Here is a 21,294-nt window from a genome sequence, read left to right on the forward strand (position 1 = left end):
GGTGGCCGTTGCAACCCGATTTTCCTGTCCGCCCCAGATGGAGATAACACATTATGAAACCCGAGACCCAGATGAAGCCACGCCAATATACGCTCAGTACCGGTAAATCCCGCATCACCCTGCAGGCCGGGCAGACCAATATTCACAAGGCTACGCCGGGTGAATCTTACCGGGTGCTTAAACGCCAGGGTGAAAATGATCAGGAAAAACTGGCCGATGACGTCGTGGCTTCACGTCACGGGCAGGATCTGCAACTGGACTATGCCGATGGCACCACGCTGACCTTACAGGGCTGGTATAGCGAAAGCGATACCAGTGTAACCCTGCCTGCCGATGGCACCGCTACCCAGGTGATTACGCCGGGGAGCACCGAAGGGGCGGCCCTGACTGACGGCAGCCATGTTCTTTATGCACACGGTTCTCCTGACGCGCTGGCCAGCATGACCTCAGGCCACCCTGGGCTGGAAGGTATCTTAGCTGGCCTGCAGGATGGCTCGGTAGTGACCGGCCATCCGATCACCTACCTCCCGCAATCACATTCTTACGCGGGCTATATCGCCGGTGCCCTCGGACTGGGGGGCGTGATCGGGGTTGCTGCGGCAAGCGGTGGCCATGGCGGGCATGATAAGGGTGGCGATAACAGCGGGGGTGAACCCCCGGTCCAGAACGCCGTTCAGCTTAATTTTGTCGGCGGCCCGGCGCTCAGCAGTAACGATTTGAAGGTAGAGATTTATCAGGCCGATGGCAAAACACTGATTGGCACGGGGACGTTGGGGGCCGATGGCTCGGTCACCGTGTCTGCAGGCAGTTACACCGGCGTCGTTATTGTGAAACTCATCAACAGCGGCAGTGCCGCTGACTACCTGGACGAAGCCACTGGCGCGGGTAAAGACCTCTCTGCTCAGCTTTGGAGTATGGGTGTTATCTCCGGAAACAACAGTACTCTTGTGCTCAATGTTAACGTGTTGACCACGCTCGCCTATACCAAGGCCCAGGAGGCCCTCGGTGGCACGCCTGACAATCCCGCCACCCTGAGCGCAACCCAGGTGACCGACACGGCAACGGCTATCAGCAACCTGTTTGGCGTGGATAACATTCTGAACACGACGGTTACCGCTACCAACGGCGGTAGTTTTGATGCTGCCGATGGCCTGAGTGCCGGTGAAAAATATGGCCTCCTGCTGGCGGCCTTCTCCGGTGCAGAAGCCAACGCCGGCGCGACCACCCAGACCATCCTGGACACCGTCGCTGCCGGAATCACACTTGGCAGCACTAACAATCTGTCCGATGGCGCGCAGTCGTTGCTGATTAAAGGCGCAGCGACCGCCAGTGATGCATCCGGCGGCGTCAGCCTCATTATTGATACCCATGCGCCTGTCTTTAGCAGCGCCACGACGACCAGTGTGGATGAGAACATCGGGGCCGGTAAGGTAGTCTGGACAGCTGTCGCTACCGACCCCAGTCAATTCAGCTATAGCCTGGGCACCACCGGTGACAGCGCGCTGTTCAGTATCAACGCCTCCACCGGCGCGGTCACGCTGACCGGCAACCCGGATTATGAAAGCAAAGCCAGCTACAGCTTCACCGTTGTCGCCACTGATGCAGCCGGTAATGCCAGTAGCCAGACGGTCACGCTGGCGGTCAACAACCTCGATGAAGTGGCGCCGACGATCACCAGCGGGGCAACAGCCTCGGCGATTAACGAAAACAGCGGCGCGGGTCAGGTGATTTACACCGCCACTGCGACCGACGCCGGCGATATCAGCGGTGGGGTGACCTTCTCGCTTAAAGCGGGCAGCGACGCGGGGCTTACCATCAACCCGACTACCGGAGCCGTCACGCTGACCGGCAACCCGGATTTTGAGAGCAAATCCAGCTACAGCTTCACCGTTGTTGCCACCGATGCGGCAGGCAATGCCAGCGACCGCACGGTCACGCTGGCGGTTAACAACCTCGACGAAGTGGCGCCGACGATCACCAGCGGCACGACAGCCGCGGCGATCAACGAAAACAGCGGCGCGGGTCAGGTGATTTACACCGCCACGGCCACCGACACCGGCGATATCAGCGGTGGGGTGACCTTCTCGCTCAAAGCGGGCAGCGACGCGGGTCTTACCATCAACCCGACCACCGGTGCGGTCACGCTGACCGGCAACCCGGATTTTGAAAGCAAAGCCAGCTACAGCTTCACCGTTGTGGCCACCGATGCGGCAGGCAATGCCAGCGACCGCACGGTCACGCTGGCGATCAACAACCTCGACGAAGTGGCGCCGACGATCACCAGCGGCACGACGGCCACGGCGATCAACGAAAACAGCGGCGCGGGTCAGGTGATTTACACCGCCACGGCTACCGACAGCGGTGATATCAGCGCTGGGGTGACCTTCTCGCTCAAAGCGGGCAGCGACGCGGGGCTTACCATCAACCCGACCACCGGTGCGGTCACGCTGACCGGCAACCCGGATTTTGAAAGCAAAGCCAGCTACAGCTTCACCGTTGTTGCCACCGATGCAGCCGGCAATGCCAGCGACCGGACGGTCACGCTGGCGGTTAACAACCTCGATGAGCAGGCTCCGAGCTTCACCACCGGCAACAGCAGCGACAGCTTTGCCACCGCCACGGTGAGCGTTGCCGAGAATACCGCCGCCAGCACCGCCATCTATACCGCGCAGGCCGTCGATAATGACGCCGCCGATGGTGGTGAGCACGTCACCTACAGCTTGATTGACCTGAACAATGGCGCAGACGCCCAGTATTTCAGCATCGACGCGGCAACGGGGGCGGTCACTTTCAAAGCCAGCCCCGACTATGAAGGCACCCACGCGCCTGCATACACCTTCATCGTCGCCGCCACTGACGCGGCAGGCCATGTGACCACGCAGACCGTCACCGTTAATGTCACCGATGTGGACGAAATCGCACCGACTGTCACGCTCGACGGCAGCTCGACGGGGCCGGTGATGCTGAGCCCGGCGACCAGCTACATTTACCCCAACGGTTTCGACACCACCGCGCTGGGCGACGGCAGCTTCCTGGTGACATGGGCAGGCAACAACAATGGTAGCTACGGGATCTATGCGCAGCGCCTTAGCGCTCAGGGTGTGGCGATGGGTGATCCCGTACAGCTCGCATCAGGTGCGACCAACACTTACTCAAACGAGTTGGACAGTGTCATCAGTGTGACGGCCATTAACAATGCCGGGGCGTATGCCGTGGCCTGGACCGGCAAGAACGGCGCCAGCACTGACAGCAGCATCTATACGCAGTTGTTCAATGCTGACGGCAGCCCAATATCCGCAGCCGTGCAACTTGATGGGGCCGCTTCTGCGCAGGATATCGCTCCGCAGATCGCGACGCTTACCGACGGCGGCTATCTCGTGACATGGTACATCAACAACGGTGGCGTCTACGTGCAGCGCTTTGATGACGCGGGTGTCGCAGTTGGCAACACCGTGCCACTGGCTGCGCCGGGCTCCTCTAACAATGCCAGTCCGCAGGTCACCGTGTTGGACAGCGGCGGCTATGTGTTGACCTGGCAGGGCCAAACCTCCGGCGACTACCACATCTACGTGCAGCAGTTCGATGCCACCGGTACCGCTTCCACTAGCAACCCGGTGGTGCTGGACGCTACGACGGGAAACAATTCCAACTACGAAAACCTGCCGCAGATTACGGCGTTGGCTAACGGCGGCTATGTCGTCACCTGGTCCGGCTACAACTACAGCAACTCGAACTACAATAGCAGCACCTATGTGCAGCAGTTCGATGCCACTGGCGCCAGGGTTGGCAGCATCGTCGAACTGGACAGCGCGAGTAACGGTAATTTCGGTAGCGATTATACCTACCCGTTCGTCGCAGCGCTGGCCGACGGTGGCTACGTCATCACCTGGATGGAATATACCAACACAAACGGCTCCGACGATTACATTGTCTTTGTTCAACAGTTCTCTGCTGGCGGCAGCAAAGTGGGCGCTGCCGCGCAACTGGAGGCATCACACAACAACACGAGCAACAACTACGACGAACTACCGCGCATCACGGCGCTGGGCGATGGCGGCTACGTCGTTACCTGGATGAGTTTGGGCAGCTCGAATTGGGACGTCAATGTGCAGAAATTCGATGCCAGTGGTGGCCTGGTGGGCGGTGTCGTGCAACTGCAAGCTTCCAGCGGCGCGACCGACCTCTTTCCACAAGTCACCGCCGTCGGTACAGACGGTGAATACATGGTGACCTGGTACGGTTATGCCAGCGGCATTTCAGGCTATCACCTCTTTGTGCAGAAATTTAACGCCGATGGCAGCACCCACGAAAACCTCGTCGTGCTCAATCACGATGGCCACGCCACCGTGCAAAGCACCGAAAGCGGCACCATCTATCTGGTCAACGACAATGTGCAGGTAAGCCAGCTCAGCGACATTACGGGCGCCGCCAGCAACCAGTGGGCCAGCACGATTGTCACAGCCAATACCCGCGCAACTATCTCTGCCGCAAACCTCGCCGAAGGCACCTACCATGCTTACGCCGTCGATGCGGCAGGCAATCTTTCCGTCATTTCCGGCAGCAGCGTGCTGGTGGACAACACCGTGCCCGTCTTTACCAGCGCGGCCACCGCTTCTGACATTACTGACAGCACTGTCGTCGGCGATACCATTTACACCGCTGCCGCCACCGACGCGCACGGCGTCACCTACAGCCTGAGCGACACCCAGCACTTCCGTATCAATACCAGTACCGGCGTCGTGACGCTGCTCTCCAGCCCGGCCAGCGCCACTGGCGCGCAATTCACCGTCACCGCCACCGACGCAGCCGGCAACCAGACCACGCATACGGTCACCTACAACGTCGTCGACACCACGCCGCCTGGCGTCACGCTCACCCGCGACGTGGATGGTGTGGAGAACAGCAGCCAGACGGTCACCGTGCAGAGCACCGAGGCCGGTACGGTATACCTGGTCAGCGACAGCGTGACGGTGACGAATCTGAGCAGCCTTACCAACGCTGCGGACAACCTGGTGAACAGCGTCGCCGTTGCGGCGAACGCCGGCACCACGCTGGCGCTGACGGGTCTCGCCGAAGGCACCTACCACGCTTATGCTGTGGACGCGTCCGGCAATGTCTCCGCTATTTCCGGCAGCAGCGTGATAGTGGACAACACCGCGCCCGTCTTCACCAGCGCAGCTACCGCCGCCGATATTACCGATAGCACTACCGTCGGCGATACCGTCTACACTGCTGCCGCCACCGACGCGCACGGTGTCACTTACAGCCTGAACGACACCGGGCATTTCAGCATCAACGCCAGCACTGGCGTGGTTACGCTGCTCTCCAGTCCTGCCAAAGCGACCGGCGCGCAATTCACCGTTACCGCCACCGACGCCGCCGGCAACCAGACCACGCATACGGTCACCTACAACGTCGTCGACACCACGCCGCCTGGCGTCACGCTCACCCGCGACGTGGATGGCGTGGAGAACAGCAACCAGACGGTGACTGTGCAGAGCACCGAGGCCGGTACGGTATACCTGGTCAGCGATAGCGTGACGGTGACGAATCTGAGCAGCCTCACCAACGCTGCAGATAACCTGGTGAACAGCGTCGCCGTCGCGGCAAACGCCAGCACCACGCTGGCGCTGACGGGTCTCGCCGAAGGCACTTACCACGCTTATGCCGTGGACGCGGCAGGCAATCTTTCCATCATTTCCGGCAGCAGCGTGATTGTGGACAACACCGCGCCCGTTATCGCAGGCGGCGCCACCGCTACCGGCGCCACCATTGTTGGCGGCACGGCGGCTGGCACCCAGGTGTACGACGCCAACGCCACGGACGCCCATGCGATCACCTATAGCCTGGACGCGGACAGCCTCGCCAATTTCTCCATCAACCCCACCACCGGCGTCGTCACGCTGAACAGCGCCGCTATCGAGGGCAGCTATAACTTCATCGTTACCGCGACCGATGCCGCCGGGAACCACAGCAGCCAGACTGTCACCCTCAACGTCAGTGCTGGCCTTAATGGCAGCGCGACGGTCTCGGGCAGTACCACCGACACCTCCATCGAGATGACTGTCAACGTCGGTCTGGAGAAGCTGAGTAACGGCTACACGGTCATGGAGTACATGAAGCAGACCGGCGGCGACAATATCACCTGGGATCCAACCGGCGCGCTGTATGACGGCGTCGTCAGGGTGCTGGACGCGAACAACAACGTCGTCAAGACCCTGGATATCAGCGTCCCCAATGGCTACACCATGTTGGATACACAGGTTAAGGCGCTGGCCAACGGCGGCTTTGTCGTGGCCTGGTCGCAGGTGGATGTCACGAATTGGAATGACTATAGCGTCCACTACGCGATCTATGACAACAGTGGCAATCTGCAATCCAGCAACACCCTGGCAGCACCTGGCACCGGGGTCACCATCGCGGCGCAGAGCAGCGCGAATGGCGGTGATTTCGCGATCGCCTACCAGACGATGGGGGCCGGGACCGATCAGCAGGAAGCTATCTCTGTCTTCCACTACAACGGCAGCGGACTCAACTTCACCCAGGGCGCGCAAACCCTGATTGGCGGCAACAGCACGAGCGCCAATTTCGGCGGCGTCGCCAGCCCGGCAGTGCAGTTGATGAAATTCCAGCTGACGCCGGGTGTGCTGACGGCACTGAGCGATGGCAGTTATGTACTGGCGTCCGAGGTCTACGACTGGATAGGCACGCCGGGTCAGACGGCGACAACCACGCCTATCGGCGCCTTCATCTTCAAGCTCGACGCCACCGGTTCGCTGGCTAACTTCGACGGCGGCACGACCTGGCAGCGCGTTAACTGGAATGACGAGCAGGGTTCGCCGACTAACGCCATTGCTTTTGATGGCGGGTTTGCCGTCTTCAGCCAGGAATACCGGACCGCGACCTGGGAGGTCACGCTCTATAACAACAACGGCACGCTCATCACCACCAATGTCCAGAGCAATACCGTTTATGGCATGGGCACCCAGAGCTACCACGCCGTGGACGTTGGCGCGATGGACAAAACGCTCCATGACGAGCTGGCGTGGATCGGCAACGGCAACGGCTCCGTGGCGGCATCGGCCACGGCGTATGACAACGGTACGGATCTGGTGTTCGTATTCCCCGACGGCCATGGCGGTTTGAGCCAGGTTACCATTTCGAAAACCACCGGCGAGCTGACCAGTGCCGTCACCGACAGCGGTATTACGGTGCCCCAGGGCGGGCAGTTGTATAACCCACGGATCGTCTCCGATGGTGCGGGCGGCTATGACATCACCTATTCCGTCGTCTTTGATTCCGACACAAGCGATGGCGGTAAGGCCGGCTATGCTGTCGGCGATATCTATCAGATTGGCCTGAACGCAGGCCCTGCTCCAGCGTTACCGATAGTGACCGATGCCCATATCGCCATCACCTCCACGCCAGGTGGCGCAGACGGTACTACCTACAAGATCGGCGATACCGTCACTGCTGTGTGGGATAACTCGTCCGGCGGCGACGCCAATACCAGCACAGTGACCGGCGTCACTATGGATTTCAGCCAGTTTGGTGCCAGCACGCCGGCGACGGCGTACGACGACGGCACCCACGGCGATGTCACCGCTGGCGATGGTAAGTATACGGCCCAATACACCATTACCGCCGGCTCTATCAACGATGTACACGGTCTCAACGTCTCGGTCACGGCCACCACGGCGAGCCACACCTCTACTACTGCGGCAGACAGCACCGGCCTGACGGTAGACAGCTCTGCGCCTGTGCTCTCCAGCAGCACGCCGCAGGATAACGGCAGCAGCGTTGCCACGGGTTCTAACCTGACACTGACCTTCAATGAGAACGTGTTGGCCGGCAGCGGTCATATCACCCTCGTCAACGACGGCAACAGCAGTCTGAACAAGGTCATCGACATTACCGACAGCTCGCAGGTTACCATCAGCGGCCACACGGTGACGGTCAACCCGACAACGGATCTGGCGGCTGGTGCGAACTACCACGTCCAGATCGACAGCACCGCGCTGCACGACGCGGCGGGGAATAATTATGCAGGTATCAGCACGTCGACGGGATTGAATTTCACGACCGCTTCCGCCTCGATCGGGGATCCTTCCATTGTGGTGTTTGACCTGACGACGGGACAAAGTTCCGATCACAACGGGCGCGTCTTTGACGCTAATACCGCCTACACCATCTATATCAAGGTCAACAGCAATTCCAGTTCGCTGGTTGGGCTGGATAGCAATGAGATGTGGTCGGGAGCCCAGAATCTGGGCACGGACGACAAAATTGTGCTGGTGGGCAGCGGCAGCGCGGTTAAGGGAGGTTTAGGTGGTCAAGTGACGATGGTGAATCACCCTGCGAATTCCATTGGCTGGGTAGCGGGGTTCTCTACGTCTCATTCTAAGGCAGCCGGAATTGCCGCAAACGGCCAATTTACGCGCAATGGTATGCAGAACGTGGATCTCTGGAACGGCACCTGGGCGGCAAATCCGGATGCGGACAATGCGTTTGCTCAGGTGTATCTGCAGGCGATGCCTGCCGGCGTTCTCACCTCGCAAGGGCTGGCGCTGCCATGACGGGTTCTCTGTCTTTGCTACGCCGTCTGGTTGATATGCGGCAATTCGAGGCGCTGCGTGAGGCCTGCTATAACCTGCCGGTAATTTCACCAGCCGAACAGGTGCTGCTGGCCCTGGCCCAGGCTCATCTGGGCCAGCCAGAGGCGGCGCGCCAGACGCTGGCGGTGTTGGTCCCGGCAACACTGGAGGTCGACGCCCGCGTCGACCTGGCCGCCGTGCACTTGCTTCTTGGGGAACTGGACGCGGCGCAGGTGCTGCTGGAAGCTGCCCGCACAGAGGCGCCAGGCCACTCACTTCTGCTGGCGCGTCTGGCTGCCTGCTATGTGCAACGTCAACGGGGGGAGGAGGCTATTCCCCTGTATGAATACAGTTTGCGCCAGCAACCACGCATCGCCGTCTATCAGCAACTGTTGCGTCTGTACCTGCAAAACGAGGACCTGGCGCAGGCCGAGGCGTTACTGAGCGCCGCCGACGTTTTCTGGGCCGCGGAGCGGGAACACTGGCCCGCATCTCAGGCGGCGCTGTACGACCAGCAACTGCGCGGCCTGCGCCTGGAGCTGTGGCTGGCCCGTGAGGACTTCGCCCGCGCCGAAGCCTGGCTGGACGCACATCATGCTGAACTGGCCGTGGATGATTACTGCGGCCTGTTGACCGGTTATGTGCAGCGTCTGGCTGAGCGTGGGCACCATGCCCAGGGCGAGGATGCGCTGCGCCGTGGTCTGCGGCATTACCCGGAACATCCGGACCTGTACCAACAGCATGCTGAACTGGCGGAGTTGCAGGGGCGTATGCCTCAGGCCATCGCCTTGCTGCACCGTGCCCTCCATCTGGCCGGACAACAGCAAAAAATGACACTGCCTTTGCGCCTCAAGCTGGCCAGCGTCGCTACCCAAAGTTATCCGGCGCTGGCACGTAAGATGGCCGAACTGGCTATCGAGGAGGCCGGGGCGCTGGCGCCATCACCCGATATGGATGCCGCGCAGATCGGCCACTGGCAGGCCCAGGCGCAAGCGGCACTGGCCGGGGTGGATGCGCAGGAGCAGCACTACGCCGGGGCCGAGGCGCGATACCTCGAAATTCTGCAGGCGCATCCTCTCCTGCTACCCGCATTGCAGGGGCTGGGGCAGTTGTATATGCAATTGGGGCGCATCGACGAGGCCATCGCGTTGTTCGAGCAGGTATTGGCTGTCGACCCGGCACGCGGTCATGCGGCGCTGATCAATGCCCGACGTTTCCCACAAGATGAAGAGACATTGATTCGCCTGGAAAACCTGGCGCGTCGGCCAGGCCTTGCTGGTCCGGTACAGCCTGGATTGTTGCTGCAACTGGCTGCCGCCTGGGAAAAACGCAAAGAGTACGCCAGAGCCTTCGCCCTGGCCAACGACGCCAATGCCGCCAGCCGCGCACTGCTAAGTTACGATCCGGTTGCGCATCGGCAAAACTGCGCGCGTATCCGTCATGCGTTCAGCCGTTCGCTATATGAAAATCGACGCGGCATCGGCAACGATTCAACGCTGCCGGTGTTTGTGCTGGGTATGCCGCGTTCCGGTACCACGCTGGTCGAGCAGATCCTGGCAGGACACAGCCAAATCCACGGCGCAGGCGAACTTGGCGTGATCCCCAGTACCATCGCCGGTCTGGAACGCTGGGAACGTACTACGGGGTCAGGACGCCATTATCCGGACTGTGTGGACGACCTGTCGGCCGATGTTGTGGCGGGTATTACCGCCAGCCTGCTCAAGGAACTGCGGGAAACATTGCCTGATAACGCACCTGAGATCCGCCATGTGGTGGACAAACTGCCGCACAATTTCGAGAACATTGGTCTTATCAAGCTGCTGTTCCCGAACGCGCGAATCATCTCGGTGCGACGCGACCCGCGCGATATCGCTATCTCCAACTATTTCACCGACTACGCGGCTAAGCATGGCGGTATGGGCTTCGCCTATGATCTGCAATGGATTGGTGAACAGCTGGCTGACCACAACCTGATGATGCACCACTGGAACCAGCTGTTCCCCGGCGACATTCTCGAAGTGCGCTATGAAGACGTGGTCTCTGAGCCAGAGCGAGAGGCGCGTCGTTTGCTGGATTATGTGGGCGTGCGGTGGGAGCCGCAGGTGCTCGACACCTCTGAGCTGGACAGGCCGGTCAAAACGGCCAGCGTGTGGCAGGTGCGTCAGCCTATCTATCAGACCGCGCGCGAGCGCTGGCGGCGTTACGCAGATTTTCTGACGCCGCTTATCGCGGGCACCAATGCGAAGATCGTGCATGAGCCTGTTGAGATGGTGAGCCTGCCCGTGCCAGGAATGCTGACCGATGGTATCGCGCGCTATCGTGAGGGGAAACTTGATGACGCCGAGATGCTCTTTAGGCGCCTGCTGCACCACGTGCCCGAACACGCGAGTGCGCATTTAATGGTGGGCCTGATTTGCGTTCGCAAAGGGCATCTGACCGATGGCATCGCGCATATGGAAAAGGGACACCAGGCTTGCCCATGGAACGCCAACTGGCGACGCGATCTGGCGCAGGCATACGACCTGGCGGGGCAACCGGAAAAAGCCCAGGCGTTAAGGGTGCGCGACCTCGGTGCGGGTGACAAAGTAGAGGGCGCAATGGATGTTGTCCAGGATGACGCTATTCCTCTGGACTTTTCCATTCACACCTCGGCGACGAGGCCGTTTTAGCGAACATCGCCGTGAGCGCGAATATCTCATGGCGGAATGTCGTGCGCTAATGGTGTAAAGGGGGAGAGGGGTTGGTACTGAGCGGATTATACTGATAATCCGGAGCGGGCAGCAGACACCAGGATGGACCTGATGTCTGCTTCCCGGTATCTCAGGATACAAAGCGGTCAACAAGCGTGGACATCGCTTTTGACTGCGCGTCAAGCATTTGACTGGCCGTTGCCATCTCGGAAACCAGCGCCGCGTTTTGCTGAGTAACCTGCTCCAGTTGATTCAATGCCTGATGCACTTGTGACACGCCGAGAGACTGTTCATTGGCTGCGCGGGCGATATCACTGACATATTGCTTCATCCGCCCGGTATTATCCGCCGCCGCTTTCAGTGCCGCTTCGGACGCTGAAACCCGCGCCACCCCTTCGCCAATTTTATCCATATTCTGATTAACTAACTCCCGAATCAGGCTGGCTTCTCTGGCACAGCGCTGGGAGAGATGACGAACCTCCGCCGCCACAACGGCGAAACCTTTACCCAGCTCGCCTGCGCGGGCTGCTTCAACCGCGGCGTTGAGTGCCAGTAAATTGGTTTGAAACGAGATCTCATCAATTGACGCCACGATCTGGAAAATATTGTCGCTGGAAGAACGAATAGCTGACATGCTCTGGCTGGCCTCGTTAGAAACACGGGTCGCATGCAGTACATCATTTGCCATCGACTGGGTCAGTCGTTCCGCCTCACTGGCGTTATGTGCCGTCTGGGAAATGGCAGTCGATATCTGTTCCATGCTGGCGGCGGTTTCAACGATTGATGCTGCCTGCTCATCGGTACGCTGGGCCAGATCCTGGTTACCGTCGGTGATATTGCTGCTGGCGTTACTGAGTATCTCCGCGCCCGATTTAATTTCCTGCACGATATGCTGAATGTTTTCGATTGCCTGATTGTAGGCACGATTAAGGGCAGAGAGCTCGTCGCTACCTGGCACATCGAGGCGGCGGGTCAAATCGCCATCCATTTCATTAATAGTTTGCAGCGTTTTGTTCAGTTGTTGTTGAATACTGCGCACCACCATCACGGCAAAGGCGATAGCAATGAACAGGGCTATCAGACTTATCGCCAGGAAAGATTGCCAGTCAATACGCGCGTTGTGAGCCAGTGCGGCCGAATGCGCCAGAAGCGCATCTGCAGCCTGCGTTTCCACCTGCCGAAGTATCTCTATGCGCCTGGTCTGGGCAGTAAACCAGTCAGTCGGTTTGACGCCAAATCCGCCGTCCTGCGCCTTATTTAAGGCAATCGTTCTCAACTCAAGAGCGTGGGCGGCTTCGGAAGACTGAAGGGCTTTGTCCAGCTCTGCTGCCTGACTCACGCTGCTAAAGCGTCGGGTGGCGGTCAACCAGGCCTCTTGTTTACCCACCACATCACTGAGCATACGGAATTGACCGTTGCTAAAACGATCAACCGAGAAGACATTGGTGAGCAGTGCACGCTCGATCCCGGCCTGCTCCTTGAGATTCAGCAGACTATAGAAAGCGGCCAACTCATTAACCATTGGGCCGGACGCGCTTAACTGACCTATTCCACCCACGAAACTCAGTAGCCCGGAGATGGTCTGCGTATAAAACTGTGTTGATGTTATCGCGTCTATATTCAGAGCGCTTATCGCATTACGCGTGGCGTCGAGGGACTGAATATTGTCCTTAAACATGCTCAGCGTGGCGGCAACGTTGCCCTGCGTGACATTTGTATCAGCGCTGGCTAACGCCTGGTTTAATTTTACCAGTGCGTCGTCAGTTAACTTCCGCTGCACAATGATTTCATCACGGAACTGCTGTCCGCGCGCGCCGATAAAACCGGCGCTCATCCCTCGTTCACGCTGTAGTTGGTGGACAACATCTCCCGCGCTGCGGGCAAGTGTTGTCAACTGGCCGATAGTGTCCATCTGTCGCTCAGTGCCGATACGACTGAGCATGCCTGAGCCGGCAAACCATATCACCGCAAGTAGCAGAGGAAATAAGGCGATAAATAACTTCATTCTCATAGGAATACGATAAATCCATGACATATCGTTATTTTCCTTATTTGTTGTGTTGTCTTATAAGTTCTATCGACACATTTCGGGTCAATCTTTACAACTTTATTATTATGAAAAACCGCATTGTTATTCATATAAGAAGGTGATGGTAAGGAGTCAGAGCATAAGCCGTGGCATCTCCTCTGAAACGTATTCTGTCTGTTTCCCTCGCTAACTCAGCGTATGGCGTTTTTAGAATAACCTGTTCTTTTTTTTCTGGTCTCCCGCCTGTCCGGGAAAATGCAGTTTAAGTATGTGTTACACTTTATTCAGTGGTACTTCAATTGAGAAGGAGAACGCATCTTCTTTACCGTGCGAGGCTGTATGGCCCACAATCCTCTCTGCAGGGCATCTTAACGATCATTATGTTTTGTCAGGGTTATTCAGCGGTCCGCATATAAAAGCGTTCTTTTTTGCGCTCCGTCTCAAAAATAAGAATTTAGGCTTATTCTAAAAATATATTATTCAGTAGTATATAAATATTTTTAACGATCTTATACCGTTACGCTATCCCATACATATCCCATACATAATGTATCGTGGAGAGATAAATTATGCGGCTTGATGTGATAACCGATCATACCGAGAAAGTATTGAATCTTATGATGGACAAGGCCATCAGGGAATGTGACCCCGAGTACGGTCGAGTGGCCGATACATGGTACACCATGGCCGAGGGTGCACTTTTTCTCTGGCAGGAGCTGGCGGAGTGTTGCACCGAAGTTTCAGAAGAAGAGAAAAATAAAATGGCCCAGCGGCTTCGCCATATTATCAATGTCAACAGAGTTCCTCTGCTCAAAAAAAAGGATGAATAGTTCCTTGATTTTCTGAATAAAATATATTTTTTAAAAGCTGCGTGCGGCCTGACTCTGGTCGGAAAGTCGACCGGTCGGGTATTAGCAGAAAAGTCACGTTACCCGGACAGGGTGGCGAGAATATATTGTTCACTATTTTTCAGTTATGAGGTTTTCTGCCGCAACGTCTGGAAACAAATATCAAATGAGGGTTATTGGGCATCATACATCGCTGCGCTAGCTTATCCTCCCCCACCTGCAGGGCAGGCGAGGCTCTGCATGATTAATTATTGTCCGGCTGCCTCGGTATTTTTTGCATGTATTTTTTTATTCGCTTCGCCACTCTCATTCAATGCCTGACTGGCGGCTTTTTCGGCATGTGCGGCGCTATAGGCTGCAAGGTGAGAAATGACGATAGCGTAAATACTCATCAGTGAAACCCAGAGTATGCTGTTCTTCCACCATAATAATGTTGGAATTGTCAGCACTGCCCAGATTAATGCCAGAAATAAATGCACTCTGGCCATAAATCGGGCTGTTAGTTTGACTTTCATATTTACTCCTTATTTTTACGCTATATGTTTGCCATCCTGGTAATATTTATAGCATTTGTTTGTTGGCTGTTGCGCTTATTTTTGTTACAGTTTGTACGTGCGAGAAATTGAGATAATTCCTCTGGAAAATATGAAGGTATACAGGATTGTTTGAGTGTAAAAAAGGAACGTTACTTCGGTAGTGCCCGCCTGTGAGAAAAAGCCAGACGGGAGAGTTTCGTACGAAGTTAATACTTAAGTGTTATATGCTCTGCTATTCCTTGGTTTATTGCCAGGATATACAGGACTTAAGCAAAGGCTGTTTTTTCTTGATTATATAGTTTACTACAATGAGGGCACATCAATGACAAGCCTTTCTGAACTCGTGTAAAGCTATGTTCTGACTGTTTAGTGCAGTGAGGGCAGGTGCATTTGACGAGATAGTTGCGGTTATTTTTTGAATCTTTGCGTTGTGGCATAGGGTCATTCCTGATAAATGGGCTGTAACCATACACTATCCCTGCATGGATTGCCCATGATCATTTTTTCGTTTCCGTTTAAAAAGGGGTATGATCCCTTCTGGTCAGGGACTTTCTATTAACGTTGTCATTTCCAGACCTGGAATATTGTTGGCAGATTTTTCGTTAAAGGGCAGGGTGACAGCGCTGCGTCAGAAACGGGCCGCCAGAAATTAAGGTACTGGATGTTTTCGAACGTAGCGAGGTGAGAACGGCCTGGAAAATAAAACTTGCATAATATGATATGACATGCCTTAATGAGTTGTCGGTTTGATACACAGACCAGTCCAAAGCATTCCCTTTTTGCCCTCATTTTAAGTATCCTGAGATATTTCTTTTTTTGAGTCTTCATTGAAAGTTATGCGATTAATCTGTAATCGGACCCTGCATGCCGAAAGGCTTACATTTATAGGTAAAAAAATATGTCTTCAAAAACGACAGGTAACGTAAAGTGGTTCAACCCTGAAAAAGGCTTTGGTTTTATCACTCCAAAAGATGGCAGCAAAGATGTATTCGTGCATTTTTCTGCAATTCAAAGTAATGAATTTAAAACGCTTGAAGAAAATCAAGAAGTTGAATTCTCAGTCGAAAACGGCCCGAAAGGTCTTTCGGCTATTAATGTAGTTATACTTTAAGGACACTTTCATTATTTCTAATATTCATCTCCGTTGTCCAAAATGTCACGGTTCGCAATATCGTGTTTCTCATTTTGATGTAACAGAAACTAACCCATACGGTGCAAAATGTATTTTTTGTAAAACCGTAATGGTGACCAATGACTGTTACAGTTCATTAGCGACAATGCATCCTGTGCCGCTGGTCAGGAATATCACAGCAACACATACCGTATAGATATTTCGCCTGCTTCACGTAATTAAGGACCGACTTATGTCAGCAAAAGTTTTGGTTTTTTTCAACTCTCAGCCCGTCAGAGCCATTGACAGAAATGCCAGCGACAAGACCGTTGATTGTGAATACCCTAACGGCGAGAAAGCGACCCTGAATATTATGCACGCAGGCATTCATTCACTCACGGGTGATCATCTGGAGATTCGTGTCGCTACTGACAGAGAGCTTTCATCGGATGACATCATGAACGCAGCCCGGAAATTTAGTTAAACGGGGTTTTGGCTGTTCACGTTCTGCATTTTTTACTGAAGATATAAGCCACTCAACCCCTTTCCGCGGCGCTAAAGGCGCTGCCCTATTACTGCTCCCGGTCCCATAACGGCTTTTGCGCAATGAATGTGCAATGAAAAGGACAAAACAGACCCGAAAGCTGTTCCGCTGACGTGCCCCCCACACACCTGATTCCCCCTATTTTTATACGCTTTTCTCCCGATTGGTAAATAAATGTAAGAGTAAAGTAAAATTCTTTGCTGCCGATAGGATTACGTTGCGGGTTTTTAAGGCAAATACCTTCTGGTTTAAGGGGAGTGATTATGTCGTGGTGGAAAGTCTTTTCTGGAAAAAAAAGCGATCGTTTATTCAACGGCTACCCCTGAACCCCGGCGCTTGCTGCTTCAGGCGCTGGAGCCAAGAATGATGTTTGATGGTGTTGCCGTCACCGCAACGCCCACGGTAACAGATGCCGGCCACACTGATACGGCATCCCATACCACGGCATCGGTGAGTGTGGCGCATACGGATACCGCGGCGGCGAATTCAACAGCCGAGACCAGCAAAGCGACTTCCGGCACATCTCCCTCAGCAAGCAGTTCAACCTCCAGCCCAACAACTTCAACATCCAACACAACAACACAAGATACCAGCAAGACCTCCGGTGCCAGCGTAACCTCCGGCACGAGCAGTGCCACCGGGCCACAGGTGGTATTTGTCGAGTCGGATGTGAAGGATTATCAATCTCTGATCAATCAACTGCCGCCCGGTTATGAAGTGGTCGTGCTGGACAGTTCGAAAGATGGTCTGGCGCAAATCGCCGCCTGGTCCAGTACCCATAGTGGTTACAGCGCCATGCATATTCTTTCACATAGTGAAAAGAATGACCTGATGCTGGGGACGGTGGCGCTTAACAGTTCCAATATAGCGAATTATGAAAGTGAACTGGCGACCATCGGCCAGGTGACCTGCTCCCCGTTGATTAATACACCGCGATGTTAGTAATGTCTTCATAAGCCACATGAGGACATCCCCATGAAGAAGCGTTTTTCCGACGAACAGATCATCTGTATTCTCCGCGAGGCCGAAGCCGGCGTTTCTGCCCGTGAGCTCTGCCGTAAGCACGCCATTTCCGACGCCACCTTTTACACCTGGCGTAAGAAGTATGGCGGTATGGAGGTGCCTGAGGTTAAGCGCCTGAAGTCTCTTGAGGAAGAGAACGCCAGACTCAAGAAGCTGCTTGCTGAAGCCATGCTGGATAAGGAGGCGCTTCAGGTGGCTCTTGGGCTAAAGTACTGACGACAGACCAGAAGCGGGAAGCCGTGGAAGTCATGTGCGAGGCTAAGGGTCTGTCGCAACGTCGTGCCTGCAGGCTGGCAGGTCTGTCCCTGTCAACCTGCCGATATTCGGCTCAGCGTCCGCCTGCTGACGCGCAGCTGTCTCTACGCATCACAGAGCTGGCACTTGAACGCCGCCGTTTTGGTTACCGGCGTATCTGGCAGCTTCTGCGACGTGAAGGTCTTTGCGTTAACCACAAGCGGGTTTACCGCATCTATCAACTTAATGGCCTGAGTGTAAAACGCAGACGACGTCGTAAAGGGCTGGCAACAGAACGTCTGCCGCTGCTCCGCCCGATGGCGCCCAATCTGACCTGGTCAATGGATTTCGTCATGGACGCACTGGCCACAGGTCGCAGGATCAAGTGCCTGACCTGCGTGGATGATTTCACAAAGGAATGCCTGACGGTCACTGTTGCCTTCGGGATTTCAGGCGTGCAGGTCACGCGTATTCTGGACAGCATTGCGCTGTTTCGCGGCTATCCGGCTACGATAAGAACCGATCAGGGCCCGGAGTTTACCTGCCGCGCACTCGATCAGTGGGCTTTTGAGCATGGTGTGGAGCTGCGACTTATCCAGCCCGGCAAGCCAACGCAGAACGGATTTATTGAGAGTTTTAACGGACGCTTTCGTGATGAATGCCTGAATGAGTACTGGTTCAGCGATATTGTTCACGCCAGGAAGATCATTAATGACTGGCGACTGGATTATAACGAGTGTCGACCACATTCATCACTGAATTACCTGACGCCGGCTGAATTTGCAGCGGGCTGGCGAAACGGGAAATATGAAGAAAAACCAACCGACATTACTAACTGAAGGTTGTATCTAACTCTGGGGGCAGGTCACAGGCGCTGAACGCGGATGGCGAGATTTTAGTGTATGGCTGTAGTATTGCGCAGGGCAGCGACGGCGCCGCATTGATTGGCGCATTAGCTAAGGATACGCAACATGCCGTTGCGGGTTCTACGGATCCCACCGGTGCCGCAGCATTGGGCGGTAACTGGACACTGGAATACAGCACCGATAAGTTACATGTCGCGGCCCTTGATTTAGTCGGCTACGACGGCCTCCTTACCCGCCCTGTATCAGGAACAACCACCTTTGATTCCATCGATGGTTCTAATATTACCGTTCCCACTGGTCAGTCATCGCTAACGGCGCCTAATTACCTGGGCTGGGATTTTACCATGCAGATGAATTCACCATCTGATGGTCAGAACGAAATGATTATTGTGGAAAAAGATGGTTCCAGTACGGCAGAAACCGTCGATGCCCTGAGCGATGGCATAAAACAAATCATCTATTTTTCGGTTAAATCCAATGATGGTTCTTTGTTTACGCTGAACTCTATTGGCGTGGTGATGAATGGGTATGATTCAGGTTTTAGCACGGGGAGTGTCACATTAACGGGTTATCTGAATGGTTCCGCGGTCAGTGGTGCGGTGTTAACCCTGAATGTTGATGACGTTCTACAACACTGGCAATATGTCCACGTTCGACGTGTCTTCTAATTCTGGACTGACCCTGACCATAACCCGAAATTCTGCGTTACGTGAAAAAAAAGCTGCAACATGTAGCTACAGCGTTTCATTTTCTGTCTCCTTTATTTTGAGTGTTATTTATACACTAACTTGGTTTTATTCTCACAATCATCCACATAATCCCCATACCACTGCATCATTTCTTTCCTTCCTTCCAGATACTGTGCATGGTTATACGTCCCGCGAATCGCGTTCTTGTCCACATGCGCAAGCTGCTTTTCAATCCAGGCAGTATTGAATCCTTCCTCATGTAAGATTGTGCTCATGGTATGACGAAAACCATGTCCGATCGCTCTCTTGTCGTACCCCACCCTTTTCAAAACCATATTGATGCTGGCTTCACTCATTGGCTTGTTAACATCGTTTCGACTGGCAAAGATAAACTTGTAAGTTCCGGTCATGCTGGCAAACGGGCAGGGGAAAGCCAGAGCACGAACGGATGGTTCTGTCCGTGAAACAAACCGCTGGAATCTGCTTTTCCTTTCCACGGGTGAACTGTCACTGGTGGAACATGCGGCCAGCGCAGGAGAACGGACTTATGCCGGAGTTGAGGTGAGGATGATTCAGATCCCCAGTGATTCCGGTAAGTATGGTGTATTTGAGGATTTGCACGGCTTTACAGGCGGAAAAGCCCTGTCTGAGCATCTTGAGCAGGGGGTGGCGCAGTTTCATGGCGTGCCTTTCCGTGACTGGCTGCGTTATATCACCGACGCATTGCCGGAGGTCACCAGTCAGGCAAAGGCGTTACTGAAAGAGTATACGCGAAAATTAACCCCGGAAGACGCCGGGAATCAGGTTGGCCGCGCTGTAACCCGCTTTGCTCTTGTCGCTATGGTCGGAGAACTGGCGACACGGGCAGGCATCACGGGCTGGCCGGAAGGGGAGACCTTTGCAGCGGCTGAACGTTGTCTGGCGGCATGGATGGCAGACCGAGGGCACTTGGCAAACCAGGAAGACAGGGCAGCACTGGAGCAGGTACGTGATTTCTTCACGCGCAACCAGTACAGCTGTTTTGCTGACTGGCATGACGACAAAAACCGCCCGGTTGCCATGATGGGGTTCCGCAAGGTGGACAAAGGAAACACGAATACCGAAACGGTGACCACTTTTTATGTTCTGCCATCGGGATGGAAGGAAATCTGTAAAGGATTTGATGCCCGTAAGGTTGCGCGACTTTGTGTTAATGCGGGGTGGCTTGAAGCAGGGAAGGACGGGCGTACCCAGATAAACATGCGCCTGCCAGAAATAGGCCTCAAGCGGGTGTATCAGTTCAGCACGAATGTGCTTGGCGAACCGGAAGAAGACTAATCCCGCGCGAGTCTTATTTTTATGAGGTAACACTGCTAACAGAGGTAACAAGAAGACACAGCAGGGCGTTCAGGTGTTACCAGTTAAAAAGAGTGACTGGTAACACTGGTAACAATCTTATAGGCGTTACCTCGTGTTACCACTAATAAAAAAGCACTGGTAACGTTTTTTTCTCTTTTAAAACAATGATGTTGCCAGTGTTACCACTGTTACACGTTTAATCAGACAGTAATCACTTCTGCCAGCTTTATTCCTGGCAGGCAATAAATGAAGGAAACAGCATGCGCATCATGAAAATGACCTGCCCTGAATGTCTTGCCAGTGCAACAATCCGTAAGACGAACCGTAAGCATCCACAACTGGCAGATGTTTACTGTAGCTGTACAAATGTCGAATGTGGTCACACCTTTGTGATGAACGTGTCCTTTTCACATACTATCAGCCCCAGCGCCCTCAAGGGACAGGGAAGGGTAAAAGAACTGATTGATGCCCTGCCCGAAGAGGATCGTGAGAAAGCCCTGGCATTTCTGCTACAGGCAAAAAAGTAGGCTTAATGTCGGCTGGCCGGGACCCGGAAGTGTGCCCGGCACTGATTATTTGGTCAGAAACTTTTTCAGTCCCTTTTTGTGGTAACTCATTAAATTTACTCTGTTTATTATTTTCGCGTTCAGTGCTGTCTCTTCCTGAGTCGTGGCATAAAATAAAAAATCCCTTCTGAAACAATCATCTGGAAAAACTGGCACAAGTAATGAAATTGCTGAAACTGAAAAAAACTGATATCCGTTTCAATTTTTTCAGTCTGCGGTTTATGTC

At 54.8% G+C, this 21,294-nt stretch carries 14 protein-coding genes and 2 pseudogenes; 11 read left to right on the forward strand and 5 right to left on the reverse strand.

All coding sequences use genetic code 11. The annotated features are described in order from the left end of the window. Positions 1–53: 53 nt before the first annotated feature. Both AB182_RS29710 and AB182_RS06570 read left to right on the forward strand, forming a co-directional pair. Complete coding sequence (locus AB182_RS29710) at positions 54–8,576, forward strand: cadherin domain-containing protein (RefSeq protein WP_052958812.1); 8,523 nt, start codon at positions 54–56, stop codon at positions 8,574–8,576. Then, positions 8,573–11,263, forward strand: coding sequence for a sulfotransferase (locus AB182_RS06570; RefSeq protein WP_052958813.1), 2,691 nt, complete (start codon positions 8,573–8,575; stop codon positions 11,261–11,263). Before AB182_RS29710 ends, AB182_RS06570 begins: the two co-directional genes overlap by 4 nt. Before the next feature lie 151 nt (positions 11,264–11,414). Here AB182_RS06570 and AB182_RS06575 read toward each other — a convergent pair whose 3' ends face one another. After that, the gene (locus tag AB182_RS06575; protein WP_047369393.1) at positions 11,415–13,319 is read right to left on the reverse strand and encodes a methyl-accepting chemotaxis protein; all 1,905 of its coding nucleotides are present in this window, start codon (positions 13,317–13,319) and stop codon (positions 11,415–11,417) included. Between the two features lie 563 nt (positions 13,320–13,882). Between AB182_RS06575 and AB182_RS06580 the strand changes: the two genes are divergently transcribed. Further along, positions 13,883–14,143, forward strand: coding sequence for a hypothetical protein (locus tag AB182_RS06580; protein WP_047369394.1), 261 nt, complete (start codon positions 13,883–13,885; stop codon positions 14,141–14,143). Between the two features lie 266 nt (positions 14,144–14,409). On the opposite strand, the gene AB182_RS06585 is transcribed toward AB182_RS06580, so the two are convergent. Further along, positions 14,410–14,676 (reverse strand): hypothetical protein, encoded by a 267-nt coding sequence (locus tag AB182_RS06585; RefSeq protein WP_047369395.1) that lies wholly within the window; start codon positions 14,674–14,676, stop codon positions 14,410–14,412. Positions 14,677–14,963: 287 nt separating this feature from the next. Then, a complete protein-coding gene (locus tag AB182_RS32940; RefSeq protein ID WP_222708274.1) occupies positions 14,964–15,134 on the reverse strand; it encodes a YnfU family zinc-binding protein in 171 nt (56 codons plus the stop codon). Positions 15,135–15,595: 461 nt separating this feature from the next. On the opposite strand from AB182_RS32940, the gene cspE reads away from it, so the two are divergent. The 3 genes from cspE to AB182_RS06595 are packed head-to-tail and all read left to right on the forward strand — an operon-like array spanning position 15,596 to position 16,292. Beyond that, positions 15,596–15,808 (forward strand): transcription antiterminator/RNA stability regulator CspE, encoded by a 213-nt coding sequence (gene cspE, locus AB182_RS06590; RefSeq protein ID WP_047369396.1) that lies wholly within the window; start codon positions 15,596–15,598, stop codon positions 15,806–15,808. 10 nt (positions 15,809–15,818) lie between these two features. After that, the gene (gene ymcF, locus AB182_RS32945; protein ID WP_071845846.1) at positions 15,819–16,025 is read left to right on the forward strand and encodes a cold shock small protein YmcF; all 207 of its coding nucleotides are present in this window, start codon (positions 15,819–15,821) and stop codon (positions 16,023–16,025) included. A gap of 36 nt (positions 16,026–16,061) precedes the next feature. Beyond that, complete coding sequence (locus tag AB182_RS06595) at positions 16,062–16,292, forward strand: hypothetical protein (RefSeq protein ID WP_047369397.1); 231 nt, start codon at positions 16,062–16,064, stop codon at positions 16,290–16,292. A 404-nt stretch (positions 16,293–16,696) separates the two neighbouring features. Here the strand turns inward: AB182_RS06595 and AB182_RS32950 are convergent, their stop codons facing one another. Further along, entirely contained in the window at positions 16,697–16,990 is a 294-nt protein-coding gene (locus AB182_RS32950; protein ID WP_222708275.1) for a hypothetical protein, read from the reverse strand. Between the two features lie 31 nt (positions 16,991–17,021). Between AB182_RS32950 and AB182_RS32955 the strand changes: the two genes are divergently transcribed. From AB182_RS32955 to AB182_RS06615, 3 genes are all read left to right on the forward strand, one after another. Then, entirely contained in the window at positions 17,022–17,294 is a 273-nt protein-coding gene (locus AB182_RS32955; RefSeq protein ID WP_222708276.1) for a DUF4347 domain-containing protein, read from the forward strand. 33 nt (positions 17,295–17,327) lie between these two features. After that, positions 17,328–18,448, forward strand: a protein-coding gene (locus tag AB182_RS06610; RefSeq protein WP_120773466.1) for an IS3-like element ISKpn34 family transposase whose coding sequence is annotated in 2 segments (ribosomal slippage) — positions 17,328–17,580 and positions 17,580–18,448 — 1,122 coding nt in all. Because the reading frame shifts where the segments join, the coding sequence is not laid out codon by codon here. A 59-nt stretch (positions 18,449–18,507) separates the two neighbouring features. Further along, on the forward strand, positions 18,508–19,143 hold the full coding sequence (locus tag AB182_RS06615) for a DUF4347 domain-containing protein (protein ID WP_047369399.1): 636 nt from the start codon (positions 18,508–18,510) through the stop codon (positions 19,141–19,143). 104 nt (positions 19,144–19,247) lie between these two features. On the opposite strand, the pseudogene AB182_RS06620 reads toward AB182_RS06615, so the two are convergent. Next, a pseudogene (locus tag AB182_RS06620) lies at positions 19,248–19,550 on the reverse strand (tyrosine-type recombinase/integrase); the annotation flags it as partial. 13 nt (positions 19,551–19,563) lie between these two features. Here AB182_RS06620 and AB182_RS06625 point away from each other — a divergent pair. Next, a pseudogene (locus AB182_RS06625) lies at positions 19,564–20,481 on the forward strand (DUF927 domain-containing protein); the annotation flags it as partial. A 281-nt stretch (positions 20,482–20,762) separates the two neighbouring features. Beyond that, the gene (locus AB182_RS06630; RefSeq protein WP_047369402.1) at positions 20,763–21,029 is read left to right on the forward strand and encodes an ogr/Delta-like zinc finger family protein; all 267 of its coding nucleotides are present in this window, start codon (positions 20,763–20,765) and stop codon (positions 21,027–21,029) included. Positions 21,030–21,294: the final 265 nt, after the last annotated feature.

Source organism: Phytobacter ursingii (assembly GCF_001022135.1).
Classification (GTDB): domain Bacteria; phylum Pseudomonadota; class Gammaproteobacteria; order Enterobacterales; family Enterobacteriaceae; genus Phytobacter; species Phytobacter ursingii.